Annotated in this window: 14 protein-coding genes; 5 read left to right on the forward strand and 9 right to left on the reverse strand. The window is 63.9% G+C overall.

The genetic code is table 11. The features are described from left to right. Positions 1–188: 188 nt before the first annotated feature. From ubiB to C515_RS0104155, 4 genes are read right to left on the reverse strand one after another with little or no spacing between them, the layout of a single operon-like run. Positions 189–1,706: a ubiquinone biosynthesis regulatory protein kinase UbiB gene (gene ubiB / locus C515_RS0104140; protein ID WP_028454501.1), complete on the reverse strand. Its 1,518-nt coding sequence runs from the start codon at positions 1,704–1,706 to the stop codon at positions 189–191. Next, complete coding sequence (locus C515_RS19450; RefSeq protein WP_043648036.1) at positions 1,706–2,278, reverse strand: ubiquinone biosynthesis accessory factor UbiJ; 573 nt, start codon at positions 2,276–2,278, stop codon at positions 1,706–1,708. The genes ubiB and C515_RS19450 overlap by 1 nt, the downstream gene beginning before the upstream one ends. Next, complete coding sequence (ubiE, locus tag C515_RS0104150; protein ID WP_028454502.1) at positions 2,275–3,015, reverse strand: bifunctional demethylmenaquinone methyltransferase/2-methoxy-6-polyprenyl-1,4-benzoquinol methylase UbiE; 741 nt, start codon at positions 3,013–3,015, stop codon at positions 2,275–2,277. Before ubiE ends, C515_RS19450 begins: the two co-directional genes overlap by 4 nt. A gap of 34 nt (positions 3,016–3,049) precedes the next feature. Next, positions 3,050–3,436, reverse strand: coding sequence for a gamma-butyrobetaine hydroxylase family protein (locus tag C515_RS0104155; RefSeq protein ID WP_028454503.1), 387 nt, complete (start codon positions 3,434–3,436; stop codon positions 3,050–3,052). 192 nt (positions 3,437–3,628) lie between these two features. Here C515_RS0104155 and phoB point away from each other — a divergent pair, with 192 nt between their 5' ends. The 4 genes from phoB (at position 3,629) to C515_RS0104175 (ending at position 7,426) form a co-directional block, all read left to right on the forward strand. Continuing rightward, the gene (gene phoB, locus C515_RS0104160; protein WP_028454504.1) at positions 3,629–4,315 is read left to right on the forward strand and encodes a phosphate regulon transcriptional regulator PhoB; all 687 of its coding nucleotides are present in this window, start codon (positions 3,629–3,631) and stop codon (positions 4,313–4,315) included. 60 nt (positions 4,316–4,375) lie between these two features. After that, a complete protein-coding gene (phoR, locus tag C515_RS0104165) occupies positions 4,376–5,662 on the forward strand; it encodes a phosphate regulon sensor histidine kinase PhoR (RefSeq protein ID WP_028454505.1) in 1,287 nt (428 codons plus the stop codon). A 193-nt stretch (positions 5,663–5,855) separates the two neighbouring features. After that, the gene (tal, locus tag C515_RS0104170) at positions 5,856–6,938 is read left to right on the forward strand and encodes a transaldolase (protein ID WP_028454506.1); all 1,083 of its coding nucleotides are present in this window, start codon (positions 5,856–5,858) and stop codon (positions 6,936–6,938) included. Between the two features lie 104 nt (positions 6,939–7,042). Then, positions 7,043–7,426 (forward strand): ribosomal maturation YjgA family protein, encoded by a 384-nt coding sequence (locus C515_RS0104175; protein WP_028454507.1) that lies wholly within the window; start codon positions 7,043–7,045, stop codon positions 7,424–7,426. Positions 7,427–7,657: 231 nt separating this feature from the next. Here the strand turns inward: C515_RS0104175 and C515_RS0104180 are convergent, their stop codons facing one another. The 3 genes from C515_RS0104180 to C515_RS0104190 form a co-directional block, all read right to left on the reverse strand. Next, positions 7,658–10,363, reverse strand: a complete 2,706-nt coding sequence (locus C515_RS0104180; RefSeq protein ID WP_144290334.1) for a chitinase C-terminal domain-containing protein — start codon at positions 10,361–10,363, stop codon at positions 7,658–7,660. 522 nt (positions 10,364–10,885) lie between these two features. Further along, positions 10,886–13,219, reverse strand: coding sequence for a penicillin-binding protein 1C (gene pbpC, locus C515_RS0104185; protein ID WP_211233972.1), 2,334 nt, complete (start codon positions 13,217–13,219; stop codon positions 10,886–10,888). A gap of 23 nt (positions 13,220–13,242) precedes the next feature. Next, entirely contained in the window at positions 13,243–19,083 is a 5,841-nt protein-coding gene (locus tag C515_RS0104190) for an alpha-2-macroglobulin (RefSeq protein ID WP_081686736.1), read from the reverse strand. A 186-nt stretch (positions 19,084–19,269) separates the two neighbouring features. Between C515_RS0104190 and C515_RS0104195 the strand changes: the two genes are divergently transcribed. After that, complete coding sequence (locus C515_RS0104195) at positions 19,270–19,863, forward strand: 6-pyruvoyl trahydropterin synthase family protein (RefSeq protein ID WP_028454511.1); 594 nt, start codon at positions 19,270–19,272, stop codon at positions 19,861–19,863. Positions 19,864–19,881: 18 nt separating this feature from the next. Here C515_RS0104195 and C515_RS19455 read toward each other — a convergent pair whose 3' ends face one another. After that, positions 19,882–20,988, reverse strand: a complete 1,107-nt coding sequence (locus C515_RS19455) for a VanZ family protein (protein ID WP_051304614.1) — start codon at positions 20,986–20,988, stop codon at positions 19,882–19,884. 133 nt (positions 20,989–21,121) lie between these two features. Further along, positions 21,122–22,180, reverse strand: a complete 1,059-nt coding sequence (locus C515_RS0104205; RefSeq protein ID WP_028454512.1) for a polyamine ABC transporter substrate-binding protein — start codon at positions 22,178–22,180, stop codon at positions 21,122–21,124. Positions 22,181–22,206 lie beyond the last annotated feature (26 nt).

The raw sequence follows: 22,206 nt of genomic DNA on the forward strand, positions 1-22,206 counted from the left end.
TCACCAGAAAGGGCTGCAGCCATATACCCAAGACAACAAACTGATCGACAAGGTTTTTTGGCAAGCACGGCTTGCTCCGCAGCGCGAAGGGGGCACGCAAGCCAAGCGGGCGATGCTGACTTCTCACATGCCCCTGCCGGGCTGATCTGGCGGGTTTGCCGCACCATGGGGCAGGCCGGGCAGGCCTTTCAGCGCCCCAGCCACAGTGCCGCAACGCCGGCCGCCAGCAGCAGCGCAATCAGCATCAGCAGCCAGTTGCGCTTTTTCTGCTCCCACATCAGGCCCTTGTAGCCGGCCAGCAGCAGCTCGGTCGGGTTCTGGTTCAGCACTTCGCCAAGCCGGCGCGGCAGGCCGGGCAGGAGCGTCGCCCACTGCGGCGCCTCGTGCTTCAGATTGGCAAGCAGCCCGCGCCAGCCGATCTGCTCGTGCATCCAGCGCTTGAGAAAGGGATAGGCGGTCTGCCACAGGTCAAGATCCGGGTCGAGCTGGCGGCCCAGCCCCTCGATGTTCAGCAGCGTTTTCTGCAGCAGCACCAGCTGCGGCTGGATTTCCACATTGAAGCGCCTTGACACCTCGAACAGGCGCAAGAGCACGACACCAAAGGAAATCTGCGACAGGGGCTTGTTGAAGAACGGCTCGCACACGGTGCGCACCGCGGCTTCCAGCTCTTCGACGCGCGTGTCTTTCGGCACCCAGCCGCATTCGATGTGCGCGGAGGCGACGCGCTTGTAGTCGCGCTCGAAAAAGGCGAGGAAATTGATCGCCAGGTATTGCTTGTCGTGGTCGTTCAGCGAACCGACGATGCCGAAATCCAGCGCGATATAGCGGTTGTCCGCGGCGACGAGGATATTGCCCGGGTGCATGTCGGCATGGAAAAAGCCGTGGCGGAACACCTGGGTGAAAAAGATCTCGACGCCGAAGCGGCTGAGCTTTTTCAGGTCCATCCCCGCCGCGCGCAACTCATTGATGCGCCCGACCGGAATGCCGTCCATCCATTCCAGCGTCAGCACCTCGCGCGCGGTCCAGTCGTAATGCACCTCGGGAACGAGCAGCTGGTCGGAGCCGATGAAATTGCGCCGCAGCTGCGAGGCGTTGCCGGCCTCGATCATCAGGTCCAGTTCGTCGTGCAGATAGCGGTCGAATTCGGCGACGACTTCCTTCGGCTTGAGCCGCTTGCCGTCGGCAAACAGTTTTTCGACCAGCGCCGCCATCACGCGCATCAGCGCCAGATCGGATTCGATCACCGGCAGGATGCCGGGGCGCAGCACCTTGACCGCCACCTTGCGCCCGTCGGGCAGCGTGGCCGCGTGCACCTGGGCAATCGACGCCGATGCCACCGGTTCGCGCCCGAATTCGGCATAGAGCTTGGCAAGCGGCTGTTTCAGCTCGCGCTCGATCACCGCGATCGCCACCTCGGCGGCAAAGGGCGGGACGCGATCCTGCAGCCTGGCCAGCTCGTCGGCCAGATCGGGCGGCATCAGGTCACGGCGGGTGGAGAGCACCTGGCCGAACTTGACGAAGATGGGGCCGAGGTCTTCCAGCGCCAGCCGCAGGCGTTCGCCGCGCGGCGCGGACAGGTCGCGCCAGAAAAAAGCGGCGCGCACCAGCTTCGAGAGGCCGTGCACGCGCTCGTGGCCAAGCAGGAATTCATCCAGCCCGTAGCGGATCACCACACGGGCGATTTTCAGCAGCCGCAATACCCGCATCAGCACGCTTCCTTGCCGTGGTTCTCAAGGCGCTGCAGGCGCTTTTCCAGCCGCGCCAGATCGTCGCGCAAGGTGTCGATGTCATCGTGAGCCTGACGCACATCGGGGCGCGCGGCCAAGAGCGGCGCCTCGTCGCGCAGGTATTCGACCAGCGCGATCATGAGACGCGAGCCAATGGCGCCGGGAATGCCGCCGACCTTGCCGGCCAGCCAGACGATCCGGCGCGCGGCCACATCGCCGACGAGCTGCGAGAGCTCCTCGGCCGCATCCCAGCGCAGCTTGCCAAGCACATTGCCCAGCGCCGCGCCCAGCTCGGCATCGCCGGACAACTGCACCTGCCCCGCCGCCGCCTGGCGATTGGCCAGACGGGTGTAGAAAAACGGCAGCGGCAAGGTCAGTTCGGCTTCGGGCTCGGCCTTGCTGTGGGCAAGCCGGCCATCCTGGGTGACCACCAGCACCGCCGCGCCAAGCGGCACGGCAATCTTCACCGTACGCCCAGCCAGGCTGGCCAGTTCGGCGCGCCGCTCCGGCGCATGCGCCAGCAGGCGATTGAGCGCAACGGCGAGGATCATCCGATTTTCGTCCCCTTGTGCAGGGCAACGACGCCGCCGGTCATATTGTGATAGTCGACCCGCCCAAAGCCGGCGTCGTACATCATCTGCTTGAGCGTTTCCTGGTCCGGGTGCATGCGGATCGATTCGGCCAGGTACTGGTAGGAATCGGCATCATTGGCGACCAGCTTGCCCATGAAGGGCAAGAGCTTGAAGGAGTAAAGATCGTAGGCGGGCTTGAGCGGCTCCCAGACCTTGGAGAACTCCAGCACCAGCAGTCGCCCGCCGGGTTTGAGCACGCGGTGCATTTCCGCCAGCGCGACATCCTTGTGCGTCATGTTGCGCAGGCCAAAGGCAACCGAAACCAGATCGAAATAATTGTCGGGGAAAGGCAGCTTTTCCGCATCGCACTGCGCGGTGGGCACGGCGAAACCGGCATCGAGCAGGCGGTCGCGGCCAACGCCAAGCATCGAGCTGTTGATGTCGGTCAGCCAGACCTGGCCGCTCTTGCCGACCTTTTTCGCAAAGGCCTTCGACAGGTCGCCAGTGCCACCGGCAATATCGAGCACACGGTCACCGGGGCGCACGCCGCTGGTTTCGATGGTGAAAAACTTCCAGGCCCGGTGCAGACCGGCCGACATCAGGTCATTCATGACGTCGTATTTTTGCGCGACGGAATGAAAGACCTCGGCCACCTTGTGGGCCTTGTCGGATTCCCTGACGGTCTTGAAGCCGAAGTGCGTTTGCTGATCGCTCATTTGCGGTGTCTCTCTATTGCTTGATGTTGTTCCGTCAGGCCGGCAGCAGCGGGTCACGCGACGCGCCGGCTGCGGCGAGTCGCTCGAGATAGAGCTGCCAGTAGGCAGCTTGTTTCCTGGCCAGCTCATGCAGGTATTCCCAGGAATAGAGGCCGGAATCATGTCCGTCGTCAAAAACCAGCTTGATCGCGTAATTGCCGACCGGGATGACATCGACAATGGCCACATCGCGCTTGCCAACCTGCAAGACGCCAGGGCCGGCGCCGTGCCCGCGCACTTCGGCGGACGGGCTGTAGACGCGGAGGTATTCGCAGGGCAAGGCAAAGCGGCTGCCGTCGGCATAGGCCAGGATCAGTTCGCGCGACTGCGCATGCAGGGTGATGTCTTCGGGAACGGGGGTCGCAGCGTTCAGGCCAGCCATGGTGATGTAATTTCCTGCTGAATCAGCGTGCATGGTGCACGCAAGGGGTGATCTGGCGTAATCATACCCGCATTGCCGAAGCTGGCGTAGCCGCCTTCCCGGAAGCCTTTATCAGAAACTTGTCATATTGCCTTCACAATTCGGCATTATTCTCGCAACATCGCTGCAGAAGCTTCACGAGGTTATCCCTTCATGCCCGCCAACATCCTGCTGGTCGAGGACGAACCAGCCATCCAGGAACTGATTGCCTTCAATCTGTCCCAGGCCGGCCATCACGTCATGCGCGCCGATTCGGTTGAAAATGCCCAGCAGATCGTGCGCAACGCGCTGCCCGACCTGATCCTGCTCGACTGGATGCTGCCGGGCATGTCCGGCATCGATTTTGCGCGCAAGCTGCGCGCCGACGAGCGCACCAAGACCATTCCGCTGATCATGCTCACGGCCCGCTCGGATGAACACGACAAGATCGTGGGTCTGGAAACCGGTGCCGACGACTACATCACCAAGCCCTTCTCGCCGCGCGAGCTGCAGGCGCGCATCAAGGCCGTCCTGCGCCGCCGCGCCCCGCAAGCCACCGACGATCCGGTGGAAATCAAGGGCCTGCGTCTTGACCCGGTCACCCATCGCGTCACCGGCAATGGCAACCCCATCGATCTGGGCCCGACCGAATTCCGCCTGCTGCACTTTTTCATGACGCATGCCGAACGCGTGCACAGCCGCGCCCATCTGCTTGACCAGGTGTGGGGCGACCATGTGTTCGTCGAGGAACGCACGGTGGATGTGCACATCCGTCGCCTGCGCTCCTCGCTGGAAGGCAGTGGCCACGACAGCCTGATCCAGACCGTGCGCGGCTCTGGCTACCGCTTGTCGGCGAACTGATAGCACGGCTATCCTTGCCACGATTCACCACCCAACTGCCTTCCGGCACGCAAGGCCACCATGCTCTGGCTGAGATCGGTCATTTATTACCTGTTCATCACGCTGGTGGCGCTCTTCACCGGCGCCATCGCCGGAACGGAATGGGGGCTGGCCGTAGCGCTGACCGCCATTGCGCTGAGCCTGCTGTTTCACCTCGTCAACCTTGGCCGCCTGCACTACTGGCTGCAGCATCCGCATGTCGACACCGTGCCGGGCAGCTTCCTGCTCTGGCAGGATGTCTTTGACCGCCTCTACGACCAGGTCCGTCACCAGAAGAAGGCCAAGGAAAGGCTTTCCGCCACGCTCGACCGCTTCATGAGCGCCGGCGAGGCGCTCCCTGATGGCGTGATCATTCTGGATGAATTCGACCGCATCGAGTGGTGCAATCCGGCCGCCAGCCAGCATCTGGGGCTGAGCGCACTGGCCGATGTCGGGCAGCAGGTGACCAATCTGGTACGCCATCCGCCACTGCGCGACTACCTGAAGCACCAGGATTTCAGCCACCCCTTGCTGCTGCGCGTCACGCGCCCGCAGGAGCAGGTGCTCTCGGTGCAGCTGGTGCCCTTTGATTCGACGCGCAAGTTGCTGCTCTCGCGCGACATCACGTCGCTTGATCGCGTGCAGACCGTGCACCGCGACTTTGTCGCCAATGTCTCGCACGAGCTGCGCACGCCACTGACCGTGGTCGGCGGCTTTATCGAAACGCTGCAGGACATGCCCGACATCGACAGCAGCACGCGCAATCAGCACCTGCAACTGATGTATGACCAGACGCAACGCATGCAGCGCCTGGTTGAAGACCTGCTGACGCTGTCGCGACTGGAAAGCGGCCAGCAATTGCGCGAGGAAGAAGTGGATGTGCCGCAATTGCTGCAGCTGCTGCAAACCGAGGCTGAGGGCCTTTCGCAAGGGCGGCACACGATACTGATCGGCGCGATCGCACCGGCGCGGCTGATCGGCAACCATGACGAACTGCACTCGGCCTTCGGCAATCTGGTCTCCAACGCCATCCGCTACACGCCGGCCGGCGGCACCATCACGCTGGGCTGGGAAGTGCGCAGTGGCCAGGGGCATTTCTATGTGCGCGACACCGGCATCGGCCTGGCGCCCGAGCACATCCCGCGCCTGACCGAGCGCTTTTACCGCGTCGACCGCGGCCGCTCGCGCAATACCGGCGGCACCGGCCTGGGCCTCGCCATCGTCAAGCACATCCTGCAGCGCCACCAGGCGCAAATGGTGATCCAGTCAAAACTGGGCGAAGGCAGCGAGTTCGCCGTGCGCTTTCCGCTGCAACGCACGCTGAACTGAAATGACGGGACGAACATTGCCGGCAAGGTGATGTCATAGTGTTTGCGGCAGGACGGGCGCTTCCGTCACAATGCGCGGATAAGCCCCGAGTTGCAGGTTTGCGCCAGCGCAATGGCGGCTTCAGGCAAGCGGGGCATAATCCCCGGCGAACACTTACCTCTCCCTCCCTCAACTGTCACAAGGTCCGACTTCCATGAGTAGAATTGCTGCCATTCGTCCTTTCGGCCAAACCATCTGGCTGGATAACCTGTCCCGTGGCCTGATCAAGGCGGGTACCCTGCAAAAGCTGTTTGACGAAGACAAGATCGCCGGCGTGACCTCCAACCCGGCCATCTTCTACAAGTCCATTTCCAGCGATCCGCTCTACATCGAACCGCTGAACGAACTGAAGAAAGACGCCAGCCTGACGGCCGAACAGCGCTACGAAGCACTGGTGGTGCCGGATGTGCAAGCCGCCTGCGACCTGACCATGGCCATGTACAAGGACAGCCAGGGCCAGGATGGCTACGTCAGCCTGGAAGTCTCGCCGACGCTGGCCAATGACGCGCAGGGCACCATCGACAACGCCAAGCGCCTGTGGGCCACGATCAACCGCCCGAACGCAATGATCAAGGTACCGGCGACGGATGCCGGCGTGGTGGCGTTTGAAGAACTGATCGCCTCGGGCATCAACGTCAACATCACCCTGATGTTCAACCTGAAGCACGTCGATAACGTACTGACCGCCTACATCCGCGGCCTGGAAGCGCGTGCCGCCGCCGGCCTGCCCGTCGACGGCGTGCGCGCCGTTGCCTCGGTCTTCCTCTCGCGCGTGGACAGCCTGATCGACCCGCAACTGGAAGCCATCGGCAGTGCCGAAGCGCTGGCCCTGCGCGGCAAGGTTGCCAAATCCTTCGTCAAGGTCGCCTACCAGCACTACAAGCAGCTGTTCCACGGCAGCCGCTTTGCCGCACTGAAGGCGCTGGGCGCTCATCCGCAGCGTCTGCTGTGGGCATCGACCGGCACCAAGAACAAGGCCTACAGCGACGTGATGTATGTCGAGGACCTGATCGGCCCGGAAACCGTCAACACCGTTCCGGACGCCACGCTGGACCTGTTCCGCGACCACGGCAATGCCGCCAACACGCTGGACACCAACATCGACGACGCCGTGGCCACCATGGCGGCAGTACGCAAGCTGGGCATCAACTACAATCTGGCCGGCGAGCAATTGCAGACCGATGGCCTGAAGCAATTCGAAGAGGCCTTTGCCAAGCTGCTGGACCTGACCAAGTAAACAGGCTCACTTCCGGCAACAAACCCGCAGCTTGCTGCGGGTTTTTATTTGTGCGCGAGGTATGCTCCGGCATCCCTTATGCGAGATTGGTCCGAGACACATCCATGGCAAGGTATTACCCAAAGCTGCATTTCTCGCCTCGCCACGCCCTTCTGGCCGCCGCGCTGCTGGGCACGGAAATCGCCATCGGCAGCCTGTTCGACGACCGCTTCATCCGCCCCTATCTCGGCGACGTGCTGGTCATTCCGCTGCTGTACTGCCTCATCCGCAGCGCCTGGCAGGGCGCGCAAAGCAGCCTGCCCTGGCTGTTGCTTGCGCTTGGTTTGCTGGTCGAAGGCGCACAATGGCTGCGGCTCGCCGACCTGCTGGCGCGGCCGGATCCATCCTTGCTGCGCACGGTGATCGGCACGCATGCCGATCCGCTCGATGTGCTGGCCTATCTGGCCGGAACGCTGGCCATTGTCGCGTTGCGACGCACCAGACGCTGAGCATACGGCCACTCCTCCCCACGCATTTCGCCCTGCCTGCAGGCCAATACCGGGCACAAACGACGCCATGCTGGCGCGGGTGAAGCACGGCCGCAGCCGATTTCGCCAGCAACAGCGGCGGGACGACCGGAACGGCAGGGATTCAGAAGCTTGCACGGCAGCAATGAAAAACGGGCAGGTCTTGCGACCTGCCCGTTTACTGGACTTGCGTCCCGGAACTATCCGTAAAGCTTATTGCAGCTTGGCAACCGGCTTGTTCGGGTATTCCTGGCTTACTGCGTACTCCTTGCCACCGATGGTCACAACATAGTTGGACGGACCGGAGATCGGCAGGTGGTAGTTCAGGGTGATGTCCATGCTTGCGCCCGGAGCCAGGGATTGCCAACCCGGGATCGCGAACTCGGCAGTGTGGAAGTCGCCCTTGAAGCCGCCCACGTTGTTACCAGTATGTTCGGTAGCAACAGTCTTCAGGCCTGCGCCGGACTGGTCGGTCATGGCGCCCGGAGCGGATACCGGGTACTGGAAGCGTACCTTGGTGCCACCCGGGATGGTGGACGTACCCTTGTTGGTGATCTTCAGCTTCGGATTCAGCGGATAGTTCTGGTCACCGAGCTTGAAGTCGGTCACGTCGAACTGCAGAGCAACCGCTTCGGCCGGCATGGCGGTCTTGGCGCGGGTTGCACCCATCGGCGATGCGTTACGGAAGTTGGACGCCAGCAGACGAGTCAGAGTCGAACCGATCTGGTATTCGCCCTTCGCGGCATTCCAGTCGTAGTCACCAGCCAGTTCCCAGAACATTGCGCCGCCGATGCCGTTGGCGTTGATCCACTCGGCCTTCTTCTGGATGGATTGCTCATCTTCAGTGGAGATGAACACCTTCTTCTGGGCATTCCACAGCCACGGTGCAACCAGGGTTGCATCATAGTGACGGGTGTAGGTGCCGACGATGTCGGAAGCCTTCAGGCCGTACATGCTCAGGTAGGAGCCAGCGATGCCCTTTTCCAGGTTCTTGGCGTGCCACATCGGGTTGGAACCGGCGCCCATCTCGTTGCCGTTCTGATCCTTGTCATGCCAGATGTTGTCGATGCCCATGGCGCCAACACCACACTCGGTCAGACCCGGGCCGCAGTTGGTGGACTTGGCGGAAGTACCCCACAGGCCGTTGGTGCCACCGGTTACATCCTTGTGACCACGGGTGTAGTACGGAACGCCAACGTTGATACGGCCAGCCGGCAGCGAACCGCGGAAGTAGCGGTAAGCCCAGTCGGTGTTCAGGTAACCGATGCCGCCGTAAGCCGCAGTCGAGTACACCGACCACTTGGCCAGCTCGGCATCCTTGCCGTCGTCGAACAGCGCAGCGTTCGGACCAACGAACTCGTTCCAGGCGCCGTGCAGGTCATACGTCATCATGTTGACGTAATCCATGTATTTCACGGACTGGTAGGTTTCCATGCCGCGCAGCAGGTAGCCGGACGACGGCGAAGCGATGGTCAGCATGTAGTACTTGCCATCCTGCACGCTGGCTTGGTCCAGCTTGTCGCGCAGCACACGCATCAGTTCGCGGTAGGAAGCCTGCAGGCCCTTCAGGCGCGGCTCGGAGATCGCCCAGTCGAGCGGGTTGCCGGCCTTGGCCATGGTGGTCGGATATTCGTAATCCAGATCCGCGCCGTCGAAGTTGTACTTGCGCAGGAACGCGACGGTGGAATCGGCGAAGGCGTTGATGCCGGCATGGTTGATGGAACCATCGGCATTGGTGGTCATGGTGTAGAAGCCACCGGAAGCCACGCGATTGCCGTCAGCACCGAAGTAGCCGCCGGTTTCAGCCCAGCCACCGATGGACACCAGGGTCTTCACGCCCGGGTTCAGCTTCTTGTACTTGTTCAGCAGGTTGAAATGGCCCTTGTACGGCAGGGTCGGATCCATTTCGGCGCCCGGTACGCCCGGCCATTCCATATCGGTGGCTTCGTTGCCCGGAACGTTTTCGTTTACGGAAACGCGGTTGTTGCTGTCAATGTGCGCGAAGGCGTAGTTGATGTGCGACAGGTCTTGCCACGGGATGTCCTTGGCCAGATAGGCAACCTGGCCATTCTTGCCGGTACGCCAGCTGGTGAAGTAGCCGATCACGCGGCGCTTCAGGCCATTGCCCAGTTTTTCACGGCCTTCGGCGTCGTACACGGTGCAATACGGTACGTTGGCGACGCTGGATACCAGGCCATCCGGCTGACAGTTGCTGGCAACCGGACCAGTCGGGGTCGGGGTGGCAGTCGGAGTCGGAGTAGCGGTCGGGGTGGCGGTAGCCGTCGGAGTTGCAGTCGGGGTAGCGGTTGCGGTCGGGGTAGCCGTCGGAGTAGCAGTCGCGGTCGGAGTGGCCGTCGGGGTTGCAGTCGCGGTCGGGGTAGCCGTCGGGGTAGCGGTGGCAGTCGGCGTGGCAGTCGGGGTAGCGGTTGCGCCGCAAGCGCCCAGATCCTTCCAGGGGCCCCATTCGGCACTGCTCGGTGCGTCGGTAGTCCACCACTTGGCTTCGTAGTTGCGGCCGTTATAAGTCACCTTCTGACCACCGGTGTACGGCGTGCCAGCTTTCCAGTCCGGATAGCAAGTGCTGGTACCGGTTGGGGTGGCAGTCACGGTCGGAGTGGCCGTCGGGGTAGCCGTAGCAGTCGGGGTAGCGGTCGGCGTTGCGGTAGCTGTCGGAGTCGGAGTCGGGGTAGCGGTACCACCGGTTACCAGCTTCCACAGCGTGGGAGTGGACGCCGGATTCCAGTTGGCGCCAACGTAGGCGGTATGCGTTACCAGAGCCTGGTAGGTAGAGCCGCTGTAGGACACCAGGGCGCCGGCATTGTAGGTGTTGCCTTCTTGCCAAGCGGGATTGGCGTAGGCATATGAAGCCAGCATGGCCGCCGGCAGGATTGCCAGCGCTTTAACGTTGAAAGGGGACATCAGAAGAGCTCCTCATTGATTTTTATGGCGATAACCCAAACGGGCAACCGGCCCAGCCCCTTCTTTGCGTGTCGGCGTAATCCTTGTAAGAATCTCGGCCATTTTTATGCGCTTGATTGACGATTTGGGGGCTTGTTAATCCAGTCGCAGGGTCATTACCTCCGAACTGTAACGACTTGTCAATACGTGTAGCGCGAACTTTTCGGATAAAGGATTTACCCTATTACTTACAGAATCGAAAGACTACATCACTACTCGCCCCCGCCATCACAGCCGCAGCACAGCAATCAAATAAAATTCATTAAAATCATCAAGATAAAATCAAAAAGCAACTCAAAAAGCCATTAAATTAGCATAAACTTATGTAACAAATACATGTCGAAACAATGTAGTTTGTCAGCTTTACAGTCATGACACTTCACTCATTTTGCTGTGCAAAAACCACGAAACAGCCGCCCGCTGCCGCGTTGACAGGCTGCTCATGACAACAAATTGCTTTCACCATAATTTCTTCTGCGTTGGCTAACGCAACTCGATCAGCACAACCCGGCTGCTGCTGCGCCCGGCATCATCCACCACGCTGAGCACAATGCGCCCGGCTTGCTGCGGCCGCCAGGCCAGACCCGCACCGCCGGCTGCCGTACTGCCGATCAGGCTGCGGTCGGCAAACCAGTACAGGGTGCGCACGCCGGCTGCGGCCGTTGCCTGCAGCGCGATACTGTCCTCCCCGTCGCCCAGCACATAGACCACGTCGCGCAGCGGTGAACGGATCAGCGGTGGCGCAGCGGATGACTCGGCCCCCTCGCCGCAGCTGGCCTGCGGCGGCACGCGGCGCGGCATGCCAGCCTCGCGAAACAGCCGCGCCAGATCGGACGGCCAGAACTCGAATACCTCGGCGCGCACGTAGCGCGCATCGAAGGGCGGACAGGCCGCCGCGCCGCTGCGCGTGTCGATCATCACCGGCCGGTGCAGCTCGCTGACGCGGATCGGCGACTTGCCGGGGATGAACCAGCCATCGACCACGCGCGGGCACCACTGGTTGGGCAGGTCGCCGCTGTCGGCACAAATGCGCGTGCGGATCACGCCGGGCGGCGGCAGACGTGCTGGCCGGGCCTCGCCACTGGCCAGCTGCAAGGCGTCGGCGATGCGGAAAAACAGCGGCGCGGCCATGTCGAGCCCCACCAGCGCCGGGTTGCCGCGCCCGTCGAAATTGCCCAGCCACACGACGACCACATAAGGGCCGACGACGCCCGCCGTCCATGCATCGCGAAATCCCCAGGACGTTCCCGTCTTCCACGCCACCGGCCAGCCCTGCCTGCGCGCCTGCGCCAGCGCATCCGGGCGCGGATTCTGCTCGAGCATGTCGAGCACCAGAAAACTCGCCTCCGGCGACAGCAGTCGCGGGCCGTCGCGCGGCGGCTCGTCCTCGGCAAAGCGCAAGGGCCGCGCCAGCCCCTGATTGGCCAGCATCGCATACAGGCCGGCCAGCTCCTGCATCGTCAGCTCGCCGCCGCCCAGCGCCAGCGCCAGGCCGTAATGCGCCTCGCTTTGCAGGCCGGACACGCCGGCCATCTTCAGGGTGTCGTAGAGGTTCGGATGCCTGAGCTGGCTTGCCAGCCACACCGCCGGCACATTGCGGCTGCGCGTCAGCGCGTCGGTGGCATTCACCGGTCCGGCAAAGCGGCCGTCGAAGTTTTCCGGCTGGAAGGGGCCAAAGGCCGATGGCGCGTCCTTGAGCACGCTGCGCGGGTGGATCAGCCCCTGATCGATCGCCAGGCCATAAAGCAGCGGCTTGAGCGTCGAGCCGGGCGAGCGGCGGCCCAGCGTTCCATTGACCTGACCGGCGATGCCGGAATCAAAGTAATCGGCCGAACCAAGCAGTGCACGCACGCCCATGTCGCGCGTGTCGACGATCATCGCGCTGGCATTGTGCACGCCGCGCGCGCCGACCTGCTCGAGATAGCGCGCCACCTGGCGCTCGAGCAGACGCTGCAGCCGCGCATCGACCGTGGTGACCAGGCGTGCCGGTGGCGCGGCAGCGCGCCCGCCCAGCTGCTGCTCGACCAGATGCGGCGCCAGAAAAGGCAACTGGTGCAGGCGTCGCGCCGGCACCGGCAGCTGCAAGATCTGCCTTTCACTCTCGCTGATTGCATACCCTGCCACGATCCACTGGGCAAACAAACGCTGCCTTGCCCTCTGGAGCGATACCCCGGAGGCTTGCCGTTGATTGGGCGCCTGCGGGATCACCGCCAGCGTCATCGCCTCGGGCAGCGTCAGCTGGTGGGCCGGCTTGCCGAAGTAGATCAGGCTGGCCGCCGCCACGCCCTCGATATTGCGCCCGTACGGCGCGACATTCAGGTAGGCCTCCAGCAGCTCGCGCTTGCCGTAGCGCGCCTCCAGCCACAAGGCCAGACCGATCTGCTGCAGCTTGCCGGCGGGGTCGCGCGTGTCGAGCCGGTACAGCAGCCGCGCCAGCTGCATCGTTAGCGTCGAGCCGCCCTGGCGGCTGCCACCGGTGTAGGTCGCCACGGCCGCGCGCGCGAGCGCGTAGGGATTGACGCCGGGATGCCAGTAAAACCAGCGGTCTTCATACAGCTGCACCGCGTCGACCAGCTGCGGCGACATCTGCTCGAGCGGAATCCACAGCCGGTAACGCTCGTCGCTGGCCAGCGTCAGGCGCAGCAACTGGCCATCGCGGCTCATCACCGCGGTGGAGCCTGGCAGCCAGTGCGACAGCGGCGGGTGCGGCCACAGGCGCAGCACGAGCAGCAGCAAGGCGAGCAGCAGCAGGACTCGCCGCCAGCGCTTGCGCCAATACCAGCGGGCCACCGCCGTCACGGTGGCCCGCATCGTCATGACGGCCACGGCAAGCCGACCCACTACGGCTTGACGATCTGCAGCTTGCCCGGCAGGCCGCGCGCCTGGATGCTGCGCTGGTACATCGCCTCGGCGAACGGCGCCGGAGCGGTGTAGCTGCCGGCATGCGTGGCGCGCACGCGGTAGACGAAGGTCTGCGCCTCGGCGCCGACATAGCCATACAGCACGACGCGGTCTTCGCGAACGTCGAGCGACTCCAGCGGCCAGTTTGACTGCTTGGGCTCGCCGATCTGCGGCTGCCAGGCCGGAACGGCGGCCTCTTCTTCCATACCCTCGCCACTATCGCCCTGTGGCCCCTGCTCTTCCTTGGCTGGCGAGCGATACACCACCTCAACCCCGCCCGGCAACAGATCGACCAGCGCCACCTGAGCCACGCCTTGCTTGCCCGTGGCGCGCACGCGCAGACGGATCAGGAACTCCTCGCCGATCTTCGGCGACTTCAGTTCCTTGCCGTCGACCCCCAGGTAGTCGCGGGTGATTTCCAGCCCCTGCTTGAGCTCGGTCGCCGGCGTCTTGCGATCGAAGCCCGACTCCGCCAGCGCGTAGAAGGCCGGGCCTTCGCCCTTGCGTTGCAGGCTCACGCCCTCTGCCTGTGCCGAGAGCGGCGCACGCGCCTGCAACCCTGCGGGCAGCGTCAGCGCGACGGGCTGACCGCCGCGCAGCTCGCTGGCCGACACGCTCAGCCCGCTGGCGCGCGCCTGCGCATCCCAGGCATCGAGGGCCAGCAGCAGGTAGGCGGCGGTCAGCGACTGGTAGCGCTGAACTGATATCTGCTGCCCCAGGCGGTTCAGGACCTCGGGCTTGAGCTGGCCGGCCTCGACCGGGAAATGCTTCGCGATCAGATAGAGCTTGCCGGCGTCGTGGCGCAGGCCGTCGTAATACGGATCGTCCTGGGCGACCTGCTGTTCGCCGCGCCAGGGCACGCCGCTCAGCACCTTGCCCGCCAGCGCCTCCTGCTTCAGCAGCTTGTAGCTGGCCGCCACATACGCCGCGGTCAGATCCCGCTGCCAAACCTTGGCGTAGCGGCGGTCGAGCTCCTGCTGCAGGCTGGCCAGATGGCCGCTCGTCATCACGCCCATCCGGCTCAGCAGATAAATCGCCTGGGCGCGGTCGCGCGCGCCGGACAGGCCGCGGCTTTCACCCGCGGCGCGCTGCTCCAGCCAGTCCTCGCCCAAGCGCAGCATGTCCGGCGGCACCGCCAGGCCGCGCTCGCGCGCCTCGACCAGATATTGCATCGCGTGCAGGCTGGCCAGCTCGCTGCCCTGCGGGCTGATTCCCCACAGGCCGAAGCCGCCGTCGTCACCCTGGCGCTCGCGCAAGGTGCGCAGCGTCGACTGGAAGACCTGCAGCGCACGGCCCGAGCCGCGCTCGGCGGCTGGCGTGAGCAAGAGCGCGGGCAGCGCCTTGCTGACCAGCTGCTCGGTGCAGCCATAGGGATAGTCGTCCAGATACTGGGCCAGACCCGTGGCCCAGACCAGCGGCGAGCCGCCGGCGGCAATCGTCACCTTGCGATGCTCGGGGTAGAGCGCGCGCGTCAGCGGCTGCTGCATGCTGTCCTTGCTGAAGCTGGCGACGGTGAGCTGCGTGCGATAGGCGCTGGCCGGACGCACGCTGATGCTGTCGACCGCCCTGCCCTGCTTGCCTGGCAGATTGGCTGCGCTGGCGACAAAGCGCACCGGCATGTCGCCCAGCACCTCGGTTGCGCGCACGGTAAGCTCGGCCACCTGCTCCTGCTGCGGCGCCAGATCAAGCGCCACCGGGCCCTTGACGATCTGCAGCCCACGGCCCAGCGTCGCCTGGATGTTCACCTTCGCGCGCTGCGGCATGTTGTTGAAGACACCGACGCTGACGGTGAATTCGTCGCCTGGCGTCACCGCCGGCGGCACATTGGGCGAAAGGATCAGGTCGCCCTTCACCACGACACCCACTTCGTGAACGCCGATGCGATCGGCATTTACCGCTACCGCGAACACACGCAGCTTGCCGTTATAGGTATCCGGAATCTGCCAGTTCAGCGTTTTGGCCTGCGGGCCGATGTCGAGCATTCCCGACCAATACGCGACCGGCGGCTGGCGTTTGCGCTTGAATGGATTCAGATGCCGGCCCAGCGCGCCCTCGGCATCACCGCCGGGCGCAGCCGCCGCCTGCAGGCGCGAGAATTCCGGCAGCAGCAGATCGAGAATCTGCGAGGTCTGCACATCGAGCGACTTCTTTTGAAAGAAGAAATCGAGCGGCGCCGGCGTCTTGTAGCGCGCCACCTGCAGGATGCCTTCGTCAACGGCGACCAGCACCGCGCGCCCCGGCTGCGTGCTTTGCAGCGTCATCGCCAGCTGCTGGCCCGGCCTAGCCTCGGCAGAAACGCCGACTTTCACGTCAAGTTTGCGACGGTCGCGGTTGATCGCGAACGGCGCCACGCCATAAGACAAGGGGCTCATGAAGACTTCGCTCGACGCCGGGTCGCGCAGGAACTGCACGCTGACGTAGGCATTGCCCTCCAGCCCTTCGGGAACAACAATCTTCTGCACCGAGCTGGTGGTGTCGGCCTTGAACCACACATGCTGGTATACCTTGTCACGCTCAATGGTGATAAGGCCTGCACCGGTATACGGTGCCCGGATATTCAGCTCGACCGTTTCACCCGGCGCGTAATCGCGCTTGTTGAGCTTGAGCTGCAGCTCGGCATTGCGCTCGAGCGAACGGCTGAGGTTGGCGTCACCAGCCACGCTGTATTCGAGGCGGTTGAGCTCGTTGCCCTCGGCATCCTTCACGATCAGCGCAAAATCGCCCGGCTCGGCTGTCGGCAAGGACAGATTGCTGGCGGCGGCCGGCAGGCTCAGCGCTTTCTCCTCGCGCAGCACTTCCTTCTTGCGCGACTCGTACTTGTACGTGCCATCGCCCTGCTTGGTCAGCACCGACACATAGCGGCGCTCGACCCAGGCAAGCTTCAAATCGCCGACCGCCCTGGGCGCCAGATCGGGGCCAACCGCCAGCCAGCTGGCGCTGCGCTTCGCACCGCGCCCGATGTAATCCAGCGCGCCATCGGGTTTCACGCCGACCAGATACGGCGCGGACGACACCAGCACCGCGGCTTCGCCAGCCACGCCACGCCCGCTGCCAGCCTCAAAAGCGCGGGCGGTCAGGTGCAGGCGATAGGTGGCGCGCGCAAAGCGGCCGAGATTGAGCGCAAGCCTGGCGACGCCTGCCTCGTCGGTATTGGCGACCGCCAGCGTTTCCTGCACCGGCTGCTCGAACTTGCCCAGCGGTGTGAAGTGATAACCGGCATGGCGGGCAAAGCTCGGGATCGTCGGGCTCAGCACCATCTCGCCCTCGACACGGCGGCCGGCGGCCGGCGCGCCAAAGAGCTGCAGCACCGACACGCTGGCCGTCACGTCCTCGGGGCGCAACCAGCCCTCGGTCGGCGCCTTGCCCAGCGCGACATTGACCTTGAAGCGGTCAGGCTCGAAATCGCGCACCGTGACACTGCCCGAACCAATCTGCTCGCCGCGCTGGCCATCCTTCACCAGGTAGATGCCCAACTGGTAATCACCTGCCGGCGCGGTGGCGCTACTGGCGAAATCGAGCGCATGAAAGCCCGTGGCATCGAGCCTGATGGTTTCCTTGAGCACCGGCAGCCCGCGCGGATCGGTGATCTCGGCTTCGAGCGGCAGGCCGGCCAGCTGGCCCTGCCAGTTACTGGTACGAACAATCGCGCCGAAATGCGCGGTTTCGCCGGGGCGGACCAGACCGCGGTCGCTGAACACATAGGCGCTCAACTGCTGCGGCGTCGCGGCATTTTCGACGCCGCCGATGTCGAATCGCGACATGTCGAGCATGCGCTCGTAGGCGCGGGTCAGCGGCAGGAAGGAAAAATCCTCGCCACGGCTGACCAGGATAAGCAGCGGCTCCTTGTCGCGCTTGAAATTCTTCAGCACCGGCAGGCGCGCATGGCCGCTGGCGTCCGTTTGCGCGCTGGTCACCGCCAGGCCATTGCGACCGATCACCTCGACGCGTACCTCGGCCTGCGGCTCGCCGCTGGCGAGCGACTGCACGAAGACATCGGTCGTGCCGTCATTGGCCTTCTTGGCCAGAATGCCCAGGTCGGTCAGCAGAATCAGGCGCTGGTCATTCGGCTCCTGATACTGGCTGGACGGCGAGGCGGGGTTGAATTCGCTCATCCGCACCAGGAACAGGCCACGGCGCTCGCCACCGCCTGTTTTTGACAGATACGCGCCCAGATCCAGATGGTCGTAAACGGCCTTGCCCGGGGCGACTTCGGGCAGGGCACGGTTTTCGACCATGCGCTCGGTCAGCGCATCGCTTGTGTGCTCGGACAACTCGGGTTTGGCAAAGCTCGAACTGTTCTCGACCAGATGCTGCAACTGCCCCGGCAATACACGACCCACCTCGATGCGCACGCCCTTCAGGCCCCGCGCCATGAAGCCGATCTTGCGCTCGCCCGACAGCGACAGCAGCGCGCCTTGTGACAGCAGCTTCACCGCCTTCGGATAGGGCTCAACCTGGAACAGCCCGGCCTGCGCCTGTCCCGACTGGTAGCCGCCAAAACCGGCGACGCCTCTTGCCAGCGTGACGTAGACATGGCGGCCCACCGGGGCCGTGAAGCGGAAACCGTGGCTCTGGTTGTGCCGTTCTTCGCCAGGCAGTGCGGTCAGCGGCAGCGGCGTCGCGGCGTCGAGCACCTTGCGGCTCACTTGCGACATGCCCCAGTTTTCCGGCTGGCGGCGCTTGTCCGCCGGTGTATCCGGGTGGAACTCCGGCAACAGCCAGGCCTGCACCTTGCCGGCCAGCGCCTCCTGCGACACCGGCACATTGCTCTGGAAGGTCAGGATCTGCTCGGGTTCATAGCGCTCGTTGTCGACGAGCGTCATGCCGATCTCGGCGAACTTCAGCGAATACAGGCCGGGAACGCTCACCTCGGCGTGCAGGTCTTCGGCCAGCTTGTTGCCGCCGGCCGCCGCCTTCACGCTGCGCGACAGCTCCAGCGTGATCGTACTGTCCTCGCGCGGCACCGCCAGCGGCGCCGAGTGCACATAGGCGTTGACCTTGTTGCGATCCAGCGTGACGGTGAAGGGCTTGTCGCCGCCGGCCTGCCAGTCCAGCCCGCTGCCCAGTGTCAGCTCCAGCGCAGCCTCGACGTCCTCGGCATTCACCGGATGGCTGAAGTGCAGTTGCGCAACCAGTTTCTTGAGACCGGCATCCTGCGGATCCTGATAGAACCTGGCCTCGACCAGCTTGGCGGCAAAGGCCGGCGCGCGGAATTCCGGCTCGTCATTGTCCAGCTTCACGTCGGCCTTGAGCGCGCCCTGGCGGGCGAAGCTCACCGTGAACGCTTCATCGACGGGCCATTCGCTCTTGGGCGTGAAAACCAGCCGGCGGTCGGTTTCCCACTGCCAGCTGCCGGCCACCTGTGGCTCAAGCACAATGCCGGCGGCCTTGTCGGCGACGTCGAAGGGCTTTTCGATGCGCTCCAGCGGCGCAACGGCTTCGGCGAACTCGATGATCAGTGGATTGGGACTGGGGCGCTCGACCTCGTAATCGGTAGGCTCTGGCGCCGTGACGGTGACGGCAACCAGCAGCGGCTTTGGCAGGCTCTGGTACCAGCGCCAGCCCTGCCAGCCGCCAACAGCCAGCCCCGCCACCAGCAGCGCCAGCACGGCGGCCAGCCTGGGGCGGGCCAGCAGCGCGCAAGCGCAGCGGCACAGCCGGCACCCCAGCCAGCGCAACCAGCCCGGCGCCTGCCAGTGCCCGAAGAGCAGAACCAGCATGCGGCCCAGCGCGCCGCACACCGCATTCATCCCTGCCGCCATCCACCCGAGTCGCGCCATATTTTTCAACCAGAGTCAGTGAAATGACATGATTCTAGTCGAGCTGTCTGACCGCGCCCATTAAATCTGCCAGCGGGCGACGCCAGTGTGACGCGCCCCACTTCCGCCTGGCCCGGCTGCGTGAAAATCCCGGCTTGCCCGGGGCGCTTTCATCTGTTAAAACCGCGACTTACTCCGGAAACCGACATGCTGATTCGCAAGCTCTTCAAGTTCGAAAGCGCGCACATCGTGCGCAACTGCAGCACCCAGCGCTGCAGCACCTCCATCCATGGCCACAGCTACAAGGTTGAAGTCCTGCTCGAAGCGCACGCGCTCGACCAGGGGCAGATGGTTTACGACTTCGGGCTGATGAAGGGCAATATCCGCGATGTGATCGACGCCTTCGATCACGCGATCTGCTTCTGGGACCGCGACGACGCCGAATACATTCGCCTGTGCAAGCAATTCTCCGCGCGCTGGATTGCCATGCCGGTCTCGCCCTCGGCCGAGCAATTCGCCCGGATGTTCTTCGTGATCATCGACCGCATCCTGCAGCAGACGATAATGGCAAACGGCGAAAGCGATGTCGTGCTGCACTCGGTGATCGCGCATGAAACCGAAACCGGCTACGCGCAGGCCTTCCGCCACGATGCCTACAATCCGCGCATGGGCGACATCCGCCTGGAAGACATCGAATTTTCGGCGCAATGCCAGGCCGAATGGCGCGACCCGGAGCTCTACCGCAAGCTGCTTGCCGGCGCGCGTTTTGAGAATACGGCGCCACCTCGCCAGATACCCTGAAAGGGATATGGCTGCGGCCTATATCTCATCGAGGTCCTGAGGCAATACGGCAATAGCAAGCAGAAACAGCATGGCGCCGTAGGGCCAGAGATCGGAAATGATGGCCGACAGGCCGTTGAAGTGCTGCAGATGGCCATACTGCCAGCGAAACAGCGGCAGCATCGCCGTCCATTGCGGTGTCAGCGGCCACAGCCAGCTCACCACATTGGCGGCCAGCAAAGCCAGCAGGCCCAGCACGGCGCGCCAGCGCCGCTGCAGGCGCCACAGCACCAGCAGCAGGGCCGCTCCCAGCAGCGCGCCGACCACCACCATGCTGTTGAGCCAGGCAAAGAACATCGCCGGCTTGAGCAGCATGCCGGCAAAGGCCAGCTTCACCAGCAGGCCGACACCCAGTACGCGACGCATCGCCCGTGGCCCCTGCCAGGTGTGCTTCATCAGCACCGACACATACAGCGCCACGCCGAGCAGGTTCAGCATCACGCCGCCGGATTCGAGCAGGCGCAGGAACAGCGCCGGATCGGCAATGGGCGAGATAAAGGGCTGCGGCAAACCTTGCGGCTCGACCACGACGCCAAGAAAGGGCTGCGATGGATCAAACTGGGTGATGAACCAGAACAGCAGCCACACCAGCCCCCACTCGACCAGTACGCCCGGCGCAAAATTGGCGTGCCGCAGCACCAGCCAGTGCCGCTGCAGGCTGCGCCGCGACAGCATGGCCGCCAGCAGTGCACCCAGCAGCGCGCCGCTGCCATTGCTGAGGATGTCGAGGTTGGAAGCAATCCGGCCGGGCAGGAATTGCTGGATGAATTCCACAGCGGCGGACAGCCCCGTGCCCAGCAGCACGGCCACCGGCAAGGCCGCACGGCGTGGCCGCCAGCTCAGCAGCAGGGCGGCGCCCAGCGGCAGATAGGCCAGCACGTTCACTGCATTGTCGAACACGGTGAAGTAATACGGCAGCGGATAGCTGTAAAACGCAAATACCGGCTCGCCGGTGAAGCGCCAGCCGGTAAAGGGATAGAGGCTGACGATCAGCAGCACCAGCACATAGGCCAGCGCAAAGGCGGGAGCCATGCGCGTGGGCACCATGCGGCGGGCAAGGTAGCTGATCGGGGGCAGCGAAGTCATGATGGCGGGTTCGGGTCCGGATAGGCCGGGGTTCACGGGCAGCAGCGGGATGGGGCAATTTTACGATCAGCCCGCCGCCGGCAGCAAAAAAGGCGCGCCACCGGCGCGCCTTGTTCCGGGCTGGCTCGTGCGCTTAGCGGGCGGTCTTCACCTGGGTCCACAGCTTGTTCAGCTCGCGCAGCTGCTTGCCTTCCAGCGCGTTGAGCTGCTGCAGCTTCTTCTGAGCGTCGGCATTCGGGAATACGGCGGAAATCGCCTTGATTTCCGGCTTCACAAAGGCGGCGGCGGCATTGTTCGGGTTGCCCGAACCGATCATGTTGGTCAGCTCGGAGGAGTTCTTGCCATCCAGCATGAAGTTGATGAAACGGTGCGCCAGATCCGGGCGCGGTGCGTTCTTCAGCACCATCATGCTGTCCACCGACAGGGTGTTGCCTTCCTTCTGCAGCGTGTAGTTCAGGTTGAACTTGCGCTTGGCAGCCTTGGCGTCCTGCTGGGCCTGGAACATGTCGTTCGAGTAGCCGTGAGCGACCCAGATATTGCCGACGGTCAGTTCCTTGATGTAGGACTGGGTGTTGAAGGCGGCCCAGAAGGGCTTGGCCTTCTTGATGGTTTCCGCGGCTTTCTTCCACTCTTCCGGATTGGTCGAGTTGGCGGAGAAGCCGTTGTACATCAGCGCGGCGGCAAACAGCTCGCGGCTGTCATCCAGCACGGTGACCTTGCCCTTGATCTTGGCGAGGATGGCCGGGTCGAAAATCACCGCCCAGCTGCCGGCATCGATGCCCAGTTCCTTCAGCTTGGTTTCGTTGTAGCCCAGCAGCGTGGTGGTGAAGGCATACGGCAGCGAATACTGGTTACCCTTGTCGAACTGGCTGTTCAGGAAGGCCGGATTGACGTTCTTGGCGTTACCGAGCTTGGCCTTGTCCAGCGGCAGCACGAGATTCTGCTTCACCAGCGGCGGAATCGCGAAGCCGGTCGGCACGATCACGTCGTAGCCCTTGGCGCCAGCGGACAGCTTGGCCAGCATTTCTTCCATCGCGCCGTAGTAATCCTGCACGACCTTGCACTTGCAGTCGGCTTCGAAGCGCTTCACGGTTTCCGGAGCGATGTAGTTGTTCCAGTTGTACACGTGCAGCACGTCTTCGGCGTGTGCGGCACCAGCGGCCATCATCAGCGCAAGCAGCAGTTTTTTCATCTCGCAAATTCCCGGACTAAAGGCAA

The organism is Chitinilyticum litopenaei DSM 21440, assembly GCF_000428145.1.
Taxonomy (GTDB): domain Bacteria; phylum Pseudomonadota; class Gammaproteobacteria; order Burkholderiales; family Chitinibacteraceae; genus Chitinilyticum; species Chitinilyticum litopenaei.

Excerpts from the sequence above, each read along its gene's own strand:
- C515_RS0104205 (WP_028454512.1), bottom strand. The coding sequence starts at position 22,180 with ATGAAAAAACTGCTGCTTGCGCTGATGATGGCCGCTGGTGCCGCACAC.
- phoB (WP_028454504.1), top strand. The coding sequence starts at position 3,629 with ATGCCCGCCAACATCCTGCTGGTCGAGGACGAACCAGCCATCCAGGAA.
- C515_RS0104175 (WP_028454507.1), top strand. The coding sequence starts at position 7,043 with ATGGCAAGGTATTACCCAAAGCTGCATTTCTCGCCTCGCCACGCCCTT.
- C515_RS0104190 (WP_081686736.1), bottom strand. The coding sequence starts at position 19,083 with ATGGCGCGACTCGGGTGGATGGCGGCAGGGATGAATGCGGTGTGCGGC.
- tal (WP_028454506.1), top strand. The coding sequence starts at position 5,856 with ATGAGTAGAATTGCTGCCATTCGTCCTTTCGGCCAAACCATCTGGCTG.
- pbpC (WP_211233972.1), bottom strand. The coding sequence starts at position 13,219 with ATGACGATGCGGGCCACCGTGACGGCGGTGGCCCGCTGGTATTGGCGC.
- C515_RS19455 (WP_051304614.1), bottom strand. The coding sequence starts at position 20,988 with ATGACTTCGCTGCCCCCGATCAGCTACCTTGCCCGCCGCATGGTGCCC.
- ubiE (WP_028454502.1), bottom strand. The coding sequence starts at position 3,015 with ATGAGCGATCAGCAAACGCACTTCGGCTTCAAGACCGTCAGGGAATCC.
- phoR (WP_028454505.1), top strand. The coding sequence starts at position 4,376 with ATGCTCTGGCTGAGATCGGTCATTTATTACCTGTTCATCACGCTGGTG.
- C515_RS0104155 (WP_028454503.1), bottom strand. The coding sequence starts at position 3,436 with ATGGCTGGCCTGAACGCTGCGACCCCCGTTCCCGAAGACATCACCCTG.
- C515_RS0104180 (WP_144290334.1), bottom strand. The coding sequence starts at position 10,363 with ATGTCCCCTTTCAACGTTAAAGCGCTGGCAATCCTGCCGGCGGCCATG.
- ubiB (WP_028454501.1), bottom strand. The coding sequence starts at position 1,706 with ATGCGGGTATTGCGGCTGCTGAAAATCGCCCGTGTGGTGATCCGCTAC.
- C515_RS19450 (WP_043648036.1), bottom strand. The coding sequence starts at position 2,278 with ATGATCCTCGCCGTTGCGCTCAATCGCCTGCTGGCGCATGCGCCGGAG.
- C515_RS0104195 (WP_028454511.1), top strand. The coding sequence starts at position 19,270 with ATGCTGATTCGCAAGCTCTTCAAGTTCGAAAGCGCGCACATCGTGCGC.